At 28.6% G+C, this 15,991-nt stretch carries 12 protein-coding genes; 7 read left to right on the plus strand and 5 right to left on the minus strand.

Annotation, left to right across the window (positions count from 1 at the left end):
- Nucleotides 1-2: 2 nt before the first annotated feature.
- The 5 genes from NPA13_RS01505 to NPA13_RS01525 all read right to left on the minus strand — a co-directional run bounded on the left by NPA13_RS01505 (nt 3) and on the right by NPA13_RS01525 (nt 7,012).
- Nucleotides 3-1,667, minus strand: a complete 1,665-nt coding sequence (locus NPA13_RS01505) for an MHO_4530 family protein (protein WP_257089688.1) — start codon at nt 1,665-1,667, stop codon at nt 3-5.
- A complete protein-coding gene (locus NPA13_RS01510; RefSeq protein ID WP_257089690.1) occupies nt 1,667-3,874 on the minus strand; it encodes an ATP-dependent helicase in 2,208 nt (735 codons plus the stop codon). Before NPA13_RS01510 ends, NPA13_RS01505 begins: the two co-directional genes overlap by 1 nt.
- The gene (locus NPA13_RS01515; RefSeq protein ID WP_257089692.1) at nt 3,865-4,500 is read right to left on the minus strand and encodes an RDD family protein; all 636 of its coding nucleotides are present in this window, start codon (nt 4,498-4,500) and stop codon (nt 3,865-3,867) included. The genes NPA13_RS01510 and NPA13_RS01515 overlap by 10 nt, the downstream gene beginning before the upstream one ends.
- Nucleotides 4,501-4,665: 165 nt before the next feature.
- Nucleotides 4,666-5,676, minus strand: coding sequence for a glycosyltransferase (locus tag NPA13_RS01520; protein ID WP_257089694.1), 1,011 nt, complete (start codon nt 5,674-5,676; stop codon nt 4,666-4,668).
- Nucleotides 5,677-5,773: 97 nt separating this feature from the next.
- Nucleotides 5,774-7,012, minus strand: a complete 1,239-nt coding sequence (locus tag NPA13_RS01525) for an MAG3090 family protein (RefSeq protein ID WP_257089696.1) — start codon at nt 7,010-7,012, stop codon at nt 5,774-5,776.
- Between the two features lie 360 nt (nt 7,013-7,372).
- Here NPA13_RS01525 and NPA13_RS01530 point away from each other — a divergent pair, with 360 nt between their 5' ends.
- From NPA13_RS01530 to NPA13_RS01560, 7 genes are all read left to right on the plus strand, one after another.
- Nucleotides 7,373-8,743 (plus strand): glycine--tRNA ligase, encoded by a 1,371-nt coding sequence (locus NPA13_RS01530; protein ID WP_373457121.1) that lies wholly within the window; start codon nt 7,373-7,375, stop codon nt 8,741-8,743.
- A gap of 31 nt (nt 8,744-8,774) precedes the next feature.
- Nucleotides 8,775-10,646 (plus strand): DNA primase, encoded by a 1,872-nt coding sequence (gene dnaG / locus NPA13_RS01535; protein WP_257089698.1) that lies wholly within the window; start codon nt 8,775-8,777, stop codon nt 10,644-10,646.
- 3 nt (nt 10,647-10,649) lie between these two features.
- Nucleotides 10,650-12,140: an RNA polymerase sigma factor gene (locus NPA13_RS01540; RefSeq protein ID WP_257089700.1), complete on the plus strand. Its 1,491-nt coding sequence runs from the start codon at nt 10,650-10,652 to the stop codon at nt 12,138-12,140.
- A 37-nt stretch (nt 12,141-12,177) separates the two neighbouring features.
- A complete protein-coding gene (locus tag NPA13_RS01545) occupies nt 12,178-12,969 on the plus strand; it encodes a Nif3-like dinuclear metal center hexameric protein (protein ID WP_257089702.1) in 792 nt (263 codons plus the stop codon).
- 179 nt (nt 12,970-13,148) lie between these two features.
- Complete coding sequence (locus tag NPA13_RS01550) at nt 13,149-14,375, plus strand: replication-associated recombination protein A (protein WP_257089704.1); 1,227 nt, start codon at nt 13,149-13,151, stop codon at nt 14,373-14,375.
- Nucleotides 14,376-15,329, plus strand: a complete 954-nt coding sequence (gene pheS / locus NPA13_RS01555; RefSeq protein ID WP_257089706.1) for a phenylalanine--tRNA ligase subunit alpha — start codon at nt 14,376-14,378, stop codon at nt 15,327-15,329.
- Nucleotides 15,319-15,990, plus strand: coding sequence for a uracil-DNA glycosylase (locus NPA13_RS01560; protein WP_257089708.1), 672 nt, complete (start codon nt 15,319-15,321; stop codon nt 15,988-15,990). Before pheS ends, NPA13_RS01560 begins: the two co-directional genes overlap by 11 nt.
- Nucleotide 15,991: the final 1 nt, after the last annotated feature.

The raw sequence follows: 15,991 nt of genomic DNA on the forward strand, positions 1-15,991 counted from the left end.
TTTTAATTATCATTCTTATATGAAATTTTAACATTGGCCTTTTTAATTGTAAGTGGGTCTAAATAATCAGGTGCGCCTTCATAAATAGTCTTAATGTTATTATTTGTGGCTAAGTTAACAATATTAAAACAGTTTAAAAATACCTTTGTATTGTTTAATTGTTTTGAGATCTTTTCTCCAATCACAATAGCTTGCAGTTTTGTATCGTTGATGATATTGATAAGAGATTTATCAATGGTGTCAATGTATAAAGCTGTAGGTATTTTTTTCTTGTAGTTGTTACTGATTTTTTGTCTTAAATGATATGTGTCAAATGTATTATTGTATGCATAAATAAGACAAATTGGTTTCTTTTCTTCAAGAATGAAGTTAGATTGTAAAAATGTCTCTTGAGATATTTTTATCAATCTCTGCATATTTTTAACATTACCGGTTTCATCAAGTTTTTCAGTATTTTGTGTGATGAAGTCGTATCATTTTTTCTCATATAAGTAATTTAAATGTGGGATTTTTCGAAAGAAGTCAGTTCAATATTTGTCTTGGTCGTCTTTAGTGATTTTTTGCAATGAGTTGATTACAATGTTTGAAGCTTTTTTAGTTTCATAAACAAAGATGTTTGTACTCTTAATTGTTGCATTTTTAGAACTTAAAGTATTGTTTCATTGCACATATTCATTTAATCTCTTAACAAATTCTGTGAATTTAGGATCTTGAGAAATTGTTACAGGAATATTTGAATATGTTGATTTTGCTTTAGGATTAATCGTTAAATTAAATAATGAGAATTTGATTTTATTGATTAATTTAAGTTTGTCAGCTTTATTATTTAGTTTATTTTCGTTAATTAATGAAGCACATAAGAAGAATTTATTAATCATCCTATTATCATTAATTTCATTAATCATTTTAAGATACTTTTTGTGTCCAAATTTTGATAATTTATTCTTAACAATAAACAGAATTCCATCAATAATATAGAAAGGCGTTTTTGATATTGAAATATTTAAGTTATCAAAAATTGATTTAATTTGGATGCTGTCAAATTCTTTGTTTATAAAGTAAGGCTTAAACGCAAAAGCTAAAACTGAATGTTTGTTGCTTTTGAAGTTTTTTTGTTCGAATTCTTTTAATGATTGTTCTGAATTATGATGATTAAATTTGTATTTAAGTCGATTTTTTTCTCATTTAATAGTACAAATGAATTTTTTATTTTCAATAGGTTTGATTTTAAGAATATATGATGAATTAAGTCTTTTATTTGATTTATCAAGCAAGTAAGCTATTTTTTCAAATAACGTAAGGTTTGATGTGTTAAATTCTGGATTCAGTTTAATTTCAAAAGAAGTTTTAACTGAATCACTAACTAAGTCAAAGAAATCATTTAGTTTTTTTCTACTTCCTTCATCAAGGAAGCTAAAAAAGGTTTGTAATGTAATGAAATTAAATGTTCTGAAACCTAATTTTTTAGCATCAAATAAAGTTGATAATGCTTGATTTCTTTTTGAAAATCTAAGAACTTTTTTATTAACTGAATCAATTTCAAACAAAATTATTCCAGCTGTTGATCTTATGTAATATAAGTAAATAATTAATCAAAATCCCATTAATAATACAAAGAGTAATATTAATGAGATTATTGAAATTGCAATAATAGCTGTTAAATTCATTATCTTGTGATTACTTTGATTGAAGGGTGATTTTTATTAAGGGTTCTTATTTTTCTATCTTTAATGAAGTCAATAACAATTTCTGTTCCTTTAACTTCAACAACTTCACCTTCACCGAACATAACGTGAGAAATAATGTCTCCAACTACAACGTTATTGTTTGTAGGTGTTTCATCATCAGGTGAGAATGTAGGATCATCAAATTTTCTTCCGTGGTAGTTGATAATAAAGTCTGAAATATCAACTCCCATTTCTCCAATAAACCTTGAAGGTTTCTTATCAATATCAGATGAAATAAGTTTTCCACGTGAGTCACTTAGGAATAAACGTTGTTTTGCTCTGGTTACTGCAACATAAGCTAAACGTCTTTCATCTTCTAATGTATCGTTGTATTTATCAATTAATGGAGATGATGATTGTTTTTTATTTTTCTCTCTATCTAAAGCACGTTTGTTAGGGAAAACTCCTTCAGACATACCGATAACAAAAACGTTATCAAATTCTAACCCTTTAGCAGAGTGAATTGTCATAAGTGAAACGTAATTAGAAACGTTATCATATTCATCTTCGATTGATGTTAGCCCAACTTCGTTTAAGTAGTCAATAGCAGACTTATCTGGATTGTTGCTTTCTCAGTTTTGAATTGAGTTAATTAATTCCTTAACGTTATCAATAGCTGACCCTCTAAGGTTTTTATTCATTTCGATGTGTTCATAGTATTTGATTTCTTCAAGGAATTTATTCAAAGTTAAGCTTATTTTATTTGTTAATAAAGCTTTTTGGTATTTACGAATAGTTGATAAGAATGGGAAGATTGATTTAACAATTAATTCTTTTGAGATAGGTAGAATTTTAATATCTCTAATCATTATGTTGAATAAACTATCGTGAATGTTTTCTGCGTGGTCTTTAAGTTTTTTAAGAGTAGCAGGACCGATTCCTCTGTTAGGAACATTAATAACACGTTCGAATGAAATATCATCATTAGGGTTTGCTAAAACTTTCAAGAATGCAAGTGCATCTTTAACTTCAGCACGTTGGAAGAATTTAATTCCATTAAAGATTTTGTAGTTAATGTTTTCTGCAATAAGTGCATCCTCAATTGGTCTTGATAAGTAGTTTGCACGATATAAGATTGCAATTGATTTTAATTGTTGTTTTTGTTTTTTAAGTTCATTAATTTTTTGAACTACTCATCTAGCTTCGGCTTCTGAATTGAATCCGTGGTAATACTCAATTTCTAAACCTTCTTCGTTTTCTGTAATTAAATTTTTATGAACACGGTTTGAGTTATGAATAATAAGATTGTTAGCTGCATCTAAGATTTTCTTACTTGATCTGTAATTTGTATCCAGCACGATTGTTTTAACGTTTTCAAAATCTTTATCAAAGTCTAAGATTAAGTTAACATCAGCACCACGTCAGTTGTAGATTGTTTGGTCAGGGTCTCCAACAATTGTAAAGTGTGTATTTGGACCAATGATTTGTTTAATAACTTCATATTGAAGTTTTGATGTATCTTGAAACTCATCAACAAGCATGTATTCAAATAATTTCTTAAGTTCTTCAACTACTTCAGGATGTGTATCGAATAAAAGTTTTGTAAAGATGATTAAGTCATCAAAGTCAACAGCACCTTTTGAAGTTAATTCGTTTAAGTAATCTTGATATACAACTGCAAGGATGTGTTGAGGTGACTTGTTTAGCATTTTTGCTAATTCAGGCCCTGATTGAATTTGGAAGTTTTTAGCTCAAGAAATGTACTCAATCATTGTTTTATAACTAATATCGTGAGATGTGATTCCTCTTTTTTCATAAATACCTTGAAGTATTTGGATTTTGTCAGGGTCATCTACGATAATAAAGTTTTCTCTAAATCCAATTAATTTACTTTTTCTTCTTAATAATTTTGCACAAAATGAGTGGAATGTTGAGATTTTAAGTTGATCGCTATCAACTGATTTTGAACAATATTGTAAAACACGTTCTTTCATTTCATTTGCAGCTTTATTTGTAAATGTTAAAGCTAAAATATTTTTGTAGCTTACACCTAAGTCATTAATTAAGTAAGCTATTTTTCTTGTAAGAACTCTAGTTTTACCTGAACCAGCACCTGCGATAATTCTTAAAGGTGAGTCAAAATATTCAACAGCTTCACGTTGCTGTTCGTTTAAGTCACTTAATAAATCAGGTTTAATTAATCCCATAAATTCTCCTCCTTATTAACGTAACGATATTTACGTCCTTTATTATAGAAAGGTAAAAGCACAATTTCTTCTTCAAGCACTTGTTGTATTTGCTTATCTTCAACAATCCTTGTATTAAACATTAAATCAAGTAATGTTAGTTTTTTTTTGTAAAAAATTAACATTGTGTAACCTATTGTGTGAATTGCTAATCATGCAGTCATTAGTGCAGATATAAATGCGCTGGATGATTTAAATTCATTTGTTTTTTCAAATTCCTTGATTGTCATTTCTTTTTGAAGGCACATTGGAATAATTGTGAGTAAGAAGATAACTTGCAACATAAATATTCCTATTATGTTTCTTTTGAAAATGAGTTTATAACTAAACTGCTTTGAATTTGTATCTATGAGCTTGAGTTTAAATAGTTCCATTCCAAGTGTTTTGCCTTTTAGTGATAAAGGCAAAATCAAGAAATAAACATTCATTCAAATGCAAACTAAGACAACAGAAACAATTCTGTGAGTTAATGTTTGATTAGCGTGATCTAGCATTATCAAAAAGATAACTGCAGAAAATGCTATAAACAAAAAGTTGTCGAAGACATTTGAAAAAAATCTCTTGAAAAAAGATGCATTTTTATACATTTGTGCTTGATTACAATTTGAATTGTAAATTCTCCTTTATATATATTTTTAATATATATAAATTTTAGCACATCTATTGATAAATAAAATTTATAGAAATTTTATGGTGCATTTTTGACTTTTTGCATTAAAAAACCATATGAGAAAGCCCATATGGAAAGTTAATTATTCAAGTCCTTTTAATAATTTATCTGCCTTTAATTTAGAAAATTTAGTTTTTAGTAATTTAGTTTCATCATTATCAAGTAGAACGTAATAGTTAGTTGTTAAAAATGTTTGAAAATCTGCTGTATCTTCGATTTTCTTAATTGTTTCAGCGTGTTTATCATTTAGGAATGAACTACGTTTTTCGCTAACTTCATCATCTTGAACATTGAATAATTTATAGAAGAAGTAGTTTGCTTTTAAGAAACCTGAAAGAAGTAATTTTAAGAAGTAGTATTTTGCGTATTCTAATTCTTCATTAATCTTTAAATTCTGATTCTTTGCTATTTGTTTAATTATATCAAATGATTTAACATAATTTTGTGTGTTCAATCAAATATCTGATGAAATAAAATCTCTTTTAACCTTATAGTCAAGGTATTTATATTTTTTAGCATTCATTAAAAGACTGTATGTAACTTCAATACACATAATTGAATCGTTTGAAATTTGAGGTCTATATTTAATGAATTTTTTAATTAATGATTTCTTGAAAACTTTGTTGAAGATGAAAGGGAAACTATACGCTAATGGTAATGAATTTTTAGTTAAATCAAACATTTGGCTCATTTCAGCTCTTTCTTTTGGTTTGAATCTAACTGAACCAATTAGTTTTGGTTTGAATTCTAAAACATCAACATTTCAACGTTGTGCTTGTTCTAAAATGTTTTCAACATAACTATCTCTAAATGTTGAATCTGAATTTAAAACAGTAATAAATTCACCTTTTGCAACTCTAAATGCACTAATTAAATTGTGTTGATATGAAGTGCTTTTTGTGTTGAAAATCATAATAAGTCTGTTACCGAAAAATTGGTAGTAATCTTTAGCAACTTTGAAAATTGCTTTTGAGTTTTCAGTTAAACAAAGAATAACTTCAAAGTTTTGTGCACTTTGATCTTTTAATCTTTCTAAGTATTCTCTTACTTTTTCAACTGAGTTATTTTTTAATGAAATTAATGATAGTCTCATCTTACACCTTCTTGTCTTAAATTTATATTTATATAAATTTTAACACATTCAGAGAATAAAAAAACAAGGCGTTTAAGCCTTGCGCATTGGATTAAAACTAAATGATGTATCCTAATCCTAATAAGATTGTTAACACGATTAAGATTGAGTATCCTAAAACAATTAAGAAAATTGCTAAAAGACTAGCTCTTGAACGTGTTGTAACAACTTGACCTTCACCTGAAACAACACCATCTGATAATACAGATTCAAATACTAAGAAGTGTTGTCTTTGAGCTTCTTCACCTAAGAAGATTGAGTAGTCGTAGCTGTCTTTTTTAACAAATCCAACGTGTAAGTTGTTGAATAATACGTATGAAGTTTTTTGTGCTAAAGTAATGTTTCCAACTAATTCACATACTGAGTAAACTTCTGTTTCAGCATTGAATTCGATTTCTTCGCTTCCTTTAACTTTGTCAGCAAATTCTTGCATTGCTTTAGAAATAGTAGCAACAATAGCAGCTAATAATTCTTTGTATTCTTCATTTCCTTTAACATCTTTTTTAAGAGCTTTAGCAGCTTTTAAAACATTTTCAAAGTTTGTTTCAATACGTTTGATGTCTTCTAATGATGTTAATGTTTCTGGTAATGAAGCGGCTGTTAAACGAAGTTTTCTAGCGTAGATTGCTAATACTTTGATTTGTTCAGAAATCATTAAGTCTCTAATGTATGCATATTCTGTAATTTTATCTTCACACACTGGTAAAACTTCAACATCTTTTTCTACAAATTTTTCAACTAAAACTTCTTTTGTAACTGAGTTAGCTAATTTTTCTTGAAGTTCGTTAACTTCTTTTTCTAATTGTTCTTTTTTGCTTAATTCATTTTGTAATTTTTCAATTTCTAAGTCTTTAGCAGATTTTTTTCTTTCGTAAACGTAATCATCATCAGCTGGGAAGTATGTTTCGTGATCTTTAATGATTTTGAAATCAACTACTTCTTTTAAGTTTCTTTTAGCTGCTTTGTCATCACGTTTCATTGTTTTTGGATCAATAGCTAATTCTTCTACTGTTTCTTCGTAATCTAAACCACCGTCGAATTTATCAACGTTAAGTTCGAATTCAGGAATGATATTTCCTTTTGAATCTTCATCATTAAATTCGATAACGATTCCTCCTCAGATTTTTTTATCTGTTTGGAATCAAGTTGCACACTCGTAACCTAATGATAAGAATCAGGTCATAGCGTCTTTACGAGTTTTGAATAGAGCTAAAGGACTTTCGACTTTTGGGTGTTTAAGAGCTCAAGGGTAGTTTTTATCCTTGTTAGGTCTATATAAACATTGTAAACGTTTCATATATCTCCTTTGTTTAAATAAGTAATTTTGTATAACGTTATATAAAATAAACTTTCGTTCCTCTTAATTATAAATGCTTTTTATAAATAATGATGATATATTTGTCTACTTATAACCCTATAATTTAGGGAAAAACGGTATTTTTTTGCTTTTTTTTCACAAAAATTAAGAAAAAATAGCTATTTTTTTGATGTTTTCCATAGTGTGTAAGGGGTAAACATATTTTGAACTTAATAGTAAAGTGTAAAAATCAAATGTGTAACAAAATTCAAAAATTTTTGCTTTTTTCTTTGGATTTCATCAAATTATGATAATAAAAAATAAATTTTTTATTAAGCGTTTAGTGATAAAATTACAATTATGCTAAATAATAGAGAAAATAAAATGAATGATATTGTTAATCACTTGAAGAACTCTGGATTTGTTTTTCAAGGAAGTGAAATTTATGGAGGATTGTCAAATACTTGAGATTATGGACCACTTGGTTCACTTTTAAAAGATAACATTGAGCAAGCTTGAAAACGTGAATTTGTTATCAAAGAAACTAACAACTACTTAATTGACTCAAAAATTTTAATGAACCCACAAGTTTGAGTAACAAGTGGTCACGTTTCTAACTTCTCTGACCCTTTAATTGAAAACAAAGTTAATGGAAAAAGATATAGAGCAGACAAATTGATTCAAGAAGTAAATCCTGATTTAATTCCTGAAAAAATGAGCTTTGATGAAATGGTCGCTTTTGTAAGAGACCACATCAAAGAATATGAAGGAGATAAAACAGATTGATCAGACATTAAGAAATTTAACTTAATGTTCGAAACTTCTCAAGGAGTTGTTGAGGGCGCTAAATCAAAAGTTTACTTAAGACCTGAAACAGCACAAGGTATTTTTATTAACTTCAAAAACGTTCAAAGAACAATGAGAGCTAAATTACCATTTGGTGTAGCACAAGTTGGAAAAAGCTTTAGAAATGAAGTTACGCCAGGAAACTTCATTTTCAGAACAAGGGAATTTGAACAAATGGAACTCGAATTCTTTACAAAACCTGAAGAAGCACAGCAATGATTTGACTACTATGTAAACAAAGCTTATAACTTTGTACAACAATTAGGAATTTCAAAAGACTTAATCAGAGTTAGAGCTCACGACCCAGAAGAGTTAGCCCACTATTCAGCAGGAACAAGTGATATTGAATTCAATTTTGCTTTTGGTTGAGGAGAATTACTGGGGGTTGCTAACAGAACAGATTACGATCTTAAGTCACATATGAATGCAACAGGAGAATCACTTGATTACTTAGATCCTGAAAATAATACAAAAGTTATTCCATATGTTATTGAACCAAGCATCGGATTAGATCGTTTAATGTTAGCTGTAATTACAAGTGCTTATGATGTAGAAGAATTAGAAAATAATGATTCAAGAATTGTTTTACGTTTCCCTTACGAAATTGCACCTTACAAAGTTGCTGTTATGCCACTTGTTAAAAAGTTAAATGAAAAATCAAAAGAAATTTTCAACAATTTAGTTGCTGCCGGAATTTCAGTAACTTATGATGAAGCTGGTTCAATTGGAAAAAGATACCGTCGTCAAGACGCAATTGGAACACCTTGATGTTTAACAATTGACTATGACACATTAGAGGATAATGCAGTTACTTTAAGAAACAGAGATACTATGGAACAAGTCAGAGTATCAATTGACCAAGTAATTTCATTTATTCAAAAATAAAACTAACTAAATTAATTCAAAGGAGGAAATAATGTCAGCAAGATTAACTTCTGAAATAACAAATCAAATTAAACATGCAAATGATATTGTTGATGTTATTTCTGAATTTATTCAATTACATAAAAAGGGAAATAGTTATGTTGGACTATGTCCTTTTCACCAAGATACTAAACCTAGTTTAAGTGTTGTTCAAGCTAAGCAAATTTTCAAATGCTTTGTTTGCGAAACTGCTGGTGACGTAATTGAGTTTGTGAAAAGATACAAAAGCATTTCTTATGTAGACACATTAGAATATTTAGCTAAAAGAGCAAATATTGAACTTGATTTTGAACAATATAAGCAAACTGAAACAATAAATTATTCTCAAGAAGCAATTGAAATAACTGATGTTTTAGACATTGTTAACTCATTTTACAAAGTTCAATATTTAACCAATCAATCTGCTAAAGAATATTTAGCTAAACGTAAAATTGACAATCAAATTAGAGAAAAATTCAACATTGGTTATGCACCTAAAAATGTTTTGGTTAATTATTTAACTAATTTAAATTATTCAACACATCAAATGCAACAAGCAGGATTAGTTAATGCAGATATGCACGAGTTATTCTGGGATAGAGTAACTTTTGGTATTGCTAATGAACACGGACACATTGTTGGATTTAGTGGAAGAAAACTAAATAACAATGATCCTAATTCACCTAAATACATTAACTCTCCAGAAACTGTTGCATTTAACAAATCGAGAATTTTATATAACTACCATAATGCCAAAGATTCAATCAGAACTAAAAAACAAGTTGTAATTGTTGAAGGTTATATGGATGTTATCGCTTGTTATAAAGCAGGAATTGAAAACGTAGTCGCAATTATGGGGACTGCACTTACTAAAGAACATTTAGCACTTATCAAAAACACAAAAGTTTTAATGTTCCTTGATAATGATAAAGCAGGAATTGAAGCAACATTTAGAAGTTTAAGTAGATTATTAGAACACAATTTTGATGTTTCTATTATTAATAACACTTATTCAAAAGACCCTGACGAAATTTTAAATGAATATGGTGCACAAACTTTAGTTGACTTGATTAACAATTCACAAATATCTGCTATTGACTTTCTTTACAATCGTTTAAAAATCAAACATCAAATCAGCAGTGATAATTATGATTTTAATCACTTTAACTTGTTTATCATTGAACTTAATAAATACCTTGATTTATTTAGTGAAAAAGAACAACAATATTTAAAATCACAATTACAAAGAGAATTTAATTACGAACTAAAAATTGTTCCTAAAAGACAAATCCAAGAACAAGTCAAGTATGATGAATTTGTTGCAAATGACCCATATGCACCTTTTGATCCATATGATGGGTTTGTTCAAGCACTTAACAATGTTAGGTTTGATGAAAAAGATTTTTACAGCAAGCTTACTACTTTAGGTATTCAAAATAGATTGAAAATCTTAACTCAAGCTATGATGAACCCTCATATTTTGGATATCTTAAAACAAACTGAACATATTGGTGCTGTTTTTAGCTACCCAACTCAAATTGGCAAACTATACAAAGAAGTCATGAAAAACACCACACAATATTTAAATGAAAATTATTTAGACATATTCAAGCAATATTTACTTAAAAATTGTGGAATGACTGAAGCTGAAGTTAATTCAGAAATTATTGAAAATTATTTACACGAGTTATATGAAGAAACAACTTTCTTTACAGAGACAAGTATGCTTTCGTTTAATTCATATATAGTAGAACAAGAACCATTTATACAACAAACAATTGCAGATTTACCTAAGGGAGATCCATTGCCACCATATCTTGTTGACACAATAAATAACTTGAAAAAACTTAACTCAAATAAACCTGATAAGAAGAGAGGGAGATAATTTATGTATAAATTTGAAGAGATTATTAATTATATGAAAAGAGAGCTTAAAAAGCACCACAAAGATTACTTAACTCAAGAAGAAGTCTTTGATATCTTAAGCTCAAAAGGTTTATCTATTGATGAAGACACTATTGATGATTTTATGTCAGAATTAAAAGATAACAATATTATTATTGATGATGTTGACTTCGGTGACAATGATGACTATACAGAAGCTGATTTTGAAGATGTAGCACCTGCAAAATCAAAAAAATCTAAGAAAACAAAAGAAAAAAGTCTAGATGACTATGATTTCGAAAAATTAACTGACCTTGATGACCAGGAGCCTGACTTTGACGGTGGCTTTGATTCTGATGATATGGATGATGATGAGTATTATGAAGATGACGAAAACGAAGATTACTACACAATTCCAGATGAAGAAATAGAAGCTGATGAAGAAGAAGAGGAAGATGAAGAAAAAGAAACTGAAGTTCATAGATTAAGCGATGAATTCTTTGATGATGCAGGAATTGATTCAGGTTTTGATGATATGGATTTAGTTTTTGAAACTTACGATGAACCAATCGAATTAGCTGACGATACAAAAATTAAATATAACTTATCAAACAAACTTACTGAAACAAATGACATTGTTAAATGATATATGCGTTGAATCGGTAAATATGGAGAATTATTAACTTTAGAAGAAGAAAAACACTTAGCTAAATTAATGGAAAAAGGTGGTTTCAGAGGAAAAAGAGCAAGAGATAAACTTATCCAAAGAAACTTGCGTCTAGTTATTAACAATGCTAAAAAATACAAAAATAGAGGACTTACATTTATTGACTTAATTTCTGAAGGTAACTCAGGTATCTTAAAAGCTGTTCAAAAATATGATGTTAACAAAGGGTTTAAATTCTCAACATATGCTACTTGATGAATTAGACAAGCTATCACAAGAGCTGTAGCTGACCAAGCTAGAACAATCCGTGTGCCTGTTCATATGGTAGAAACAATTAACAAAATTTCAAAAATTGAACGTGAATTACAACAAGAATTAGGAAGAGAACCATCTGATGAGGAAATTGCAGAAAGATACCAAAATGGATATGATGCTGCTAAAGTTAGATACATTAGAAAAATTAATATCGACCCTATTTCATTAGATAAACAAGTCGGTAAAGAAAACGATTCATCATTCAGTGACTTTGTTAAAGATGACAACATTGTTTCACCGGTTGATTATGCTTCACAAGAAGAATTAGAAGAAATCTTATTAGATATGGTTAACAACCTTGATCCAGAAGATAAAAAACTTATTTGTAAACGTTTTGGTATCGGTGTTGATGAAAACGGAAATAAATACAGAGTGCACTCATTAGAAGAATTAGCACTAGACCGTGGAGGAGTCTCTAAAGAACGTGTAAGACAAATTGAAAACAAAATCTTACGTAAACTTAAATCAGATCCAAAACACGGTAAAAACTTAAAAGACTTTATTAGAAACTAAAAACGACAATTAAACAAAATTAGGAAAAATAGATATTATGAGAGAAAAAAGTTTAAAAATTAAAGATTTTATTGAATTATTAAACAAAATGTACCCATTAGAAAACAAAGAAATTTGAGATCCATCAGGGTACTCAGTTAAAACAGTTCAAGCTAAAAAATTCAAAGGTGCAGTTTTAGCAATAGACCTTACAAAAGAAGTGCTTCAAGAAGCAATTGATAATGATTGCAACGTTATCTTAACACACCACCCATTCAAATTCGAAAGAAGATGAATTGATGAAGATTACAAAGCTCCATACAAAAGAGAAATCTTAAATTTACTTAGAAAACACCAAATTACAGCATTCTCAATGCACACAAATTACGACTGTGACCCAAAAGGTACTTCATACCAAATTGCAAGATATATGGGTATAGAAGCAAAACAAAATGAAGAATTAACACAAAAATTCTCATCAGTTATTAATGCTAATTTATCATTAAACCAAATTAAAGAATTATTAGAAAAAAGATTAGGATTGCACTCATTTAGAACTAATGTTGCACCTGAAAACTACGATAAAAAATTCAAAACAGTTGCAATCTTAAGTGGAAGTGGATACATTGGGCAAATTAATGATTTAGCTACAAAATGTGACTTAATCATTTCAAGCGACTTTAGATGAAGTGACTGAATCGTATTTGACCAAACAAACACAAACATTTTAGAAGTTCCACACTTAGATGAAGAAGTATTTGCGCTTGATATGTATGAACAACTTCAAGAAATGCTTCCAAATCATAAATTCATTTTTGTTAAAACTAATGTACCATATCACAATATGTAATTGACTAAATTTAACTGCTATAAAGCAGTTATTTTTATTTTTATAATAGTGTGCAAGCTTTAAAAGTTTTGCCACTTTAAACTTTTATTACTATAAACTAAACAACAAAGTGCAATCTTTAAAAAAATAAAAATGTATAATTAATAAAATTTATTTTATTAATTAACTAAAAGGGTGTTATGAACAATAAAAATCTAGCAAATTTAATCAGACCAACTAAATTAGAAGACATCGTTGGACAAAAGCACGTTGTTAAACTACTTGAAAAAGTTGTTGCAAACAAAATAACAACAAGTTTTATTTTCTTTGGTGAATCAGGAACCGGTAAGACAACAAGTGCAATGATTTTGGCTAACCAATTAGGTCTTAAGTATGATTTATTTAACGCATCAGTTGATAATAAAGATAAATTAATTAATATTTTCAAAAATAATGATGTAATCATCATCGATGAAATACATAGATTAAATAAAGATAAGCAAGACATTTTGTTATCTTATCTAGAATTTGACAAGATTATTGTTTATGCAACTACAACAGAAAACCCTTACTTTAAAGTTGTGCCTGCTCTAAGAAGTAGAATGCAAATTGTGCAGTTTTTTAAGATTTCAGAAAATGAAATCGCAGAGAAACTTAATCAAATTGTTAAAGAAAGTTTTCCTAACTACTTAATTAGTATGGATGTTCTAAAAAACTTAGCTAGATTTTCTTCAGGAGACTTAAGATTAAGTATTAACAATTTACATATGCTCATTTTATGTTCTGATCCAGGTGTAGAAATTACCAAAGAGCAACTGAAACAAGTTATTCCAAATATTAACTTTTACAGTGACTTAAATTCAAGTGCACATTACAATAATTTATCTGCATTTCACAAATCTCTCAGAGGTTCAGATGTAAATGCTGCACTGTATTATGGGATGTTAATTTTAAAAAGTGGAGATGTTGATGGATTATTCAGGAGAATGATTTGTGCATCATATGAAGATATTGGTCACGCTTCACCGAATGTAAGCTTAAGAGTGCTAAATGCAATTGAAGCTTTTGAGCGACTCGGAATGCCTGAAGGAAAATTACCAATTGCTTTTGCAATTATCGATATTGCACTAGCACCAAAAAGTAACTCAACATACATTGCAATCGAAAACACAAAACAAATCTTGGATTCAGGACAAATTTATCAAATACCAAAACATTTAAGAGATTCACATTATGCATCAGCGGTTAAATTAGGTGATGGAGTTGATTACAAATATCCACATAACTACTGAAACAATTATGTCAATCAGCAATATTTACCAAAAGAATTATCTAAAGCAGAATTTTATTTTGCTGGATTAAATGAAAACGAACAAAAATACAAAAAATATTGACAAAAAATCAAGGAAGCAATCAAGGAGGATTAGATGAATTTAAAATTAGAAAACATTAATTCGTTAGAAGATCTTAAATTAGCAAAAGCAAGTGTATTTTCAAATGAAGGAGAAATTTACAAACTTCAACAAGAATTAAAAACAGCCCCAGTTGAACAAAAGAAAGAAATTGGACAAAAAATTACAATTCTTAAAAAAGAATATGAAGATTTCTTTAAGTTAGCTGAAGAAAGAATTCAAAAACTTGAAATTGAAAAGAAAATTAATTCAGAATTTATTGACGCAACAATTCCTGTTTTAAAACCTGGAGCATTACACCCAATCACACTTGTTGAAGAAAGATTAAGAGATTGATTTTTCCAACACGGATACTATGAGCGTAAAGATGGTGAAATTGTATCTGATGAATATAACTTTAAACGTTTAAATATTCCAGATGATCACCCTGCAAGAGGGATGCATGACTCACTTTACATTACAGAACAAACTTTATTAAGAACACATAATACAGGTATTACTGCAAAAGTTCTTGAAGAAAATCCTAATAAGGAATTTTCAACTTTTGCTATTGGTAAAGTTTACAGAAATGATGAAGATGATGCAACTCACTCACACCAATTTACTCAAATTGACTTTGTTACAGTTGGAAAAGTTTCATTCTCTAACTTAATTTGAACTCTTAAAGATTTACTTTCATATGTTTTAGAAGAAAACGTTGAAATCAGATTAAGACCAAGTTACTTCCCATTCACTGAGCCAAGTGTTGAAGTTGATGTATTTTACAAAAATAGATGAATTGAAATTTTAGGTGCCGGTATGCTTCATCCAAGTGTTTTAGAAATGGCTGGTTTTGATTCATCATTTAACGGTTTTGCAGCTGGTATTGGAATTGAACGTATCACAATGATTAAATATGGTTTTACAGATATAAGAGATTTATACAGAAATGATTTAAGAATAATGGAGCAATTTAAAAATGAAAGATAGTTTTTTAAAAATATTACAGTCAGAAGGTCAAAAACCATACTTTACAAAAATTTTAGATAAATTAAAAGAAGAAGAAACAAATGGAGTTAAAGTTTTTCCACACCAAATGGATTTATTTAAACCATTTGAATTCTTCCAAGTTAATGAAACTAAAGTTATTATCTTAGGTCAAGATCCATACCACACATTAGGTTTAGCTGATGGATTAGCATTTTCAACATACGATGACAAATTTGCTCCATCACTAAATAATATGCTTAAGGAACTTAAAAAAGATTATCCTAAAACAAAATTAGAAACGACTTCACTTGTTTCTTGAGCTAAACAAGGTGTTTTATTATTAAATACAGTTTTAACAGTTGCTCAAAGCAAGCCTGCTTCACACTTCAAAATAGGATGAGAAACTTTCACACACAAAGTAGTTGAAGAAGTAGTTGCGCAAAACCCTAATGTTATTGTGGTTGCGTTAGGTAAAAAAGCACAACAATTCATTAAAGATATAGCAATTAATCCTAAGAACTTAGTTGAACTTGCACACCCAAGTCCATATAGTTACAACAAAGGTTTTGCAGATTCACACTTATTTAAAACTATTAATAAAAAACTTAAACAAAACAATGTAGAACCAATCAAATGAGATTTAACTAAAGGAGGAAAGTAAT

It is taken from the genome of Mycoplasma sp. 2045 (assembly GCF_024582715.1).
Lineage (GTDB): Bacteria > Bacillota_I > Bacilli_A > Mycoplasmatales > Metamycoplasmataceae > Mycoplasmopsis.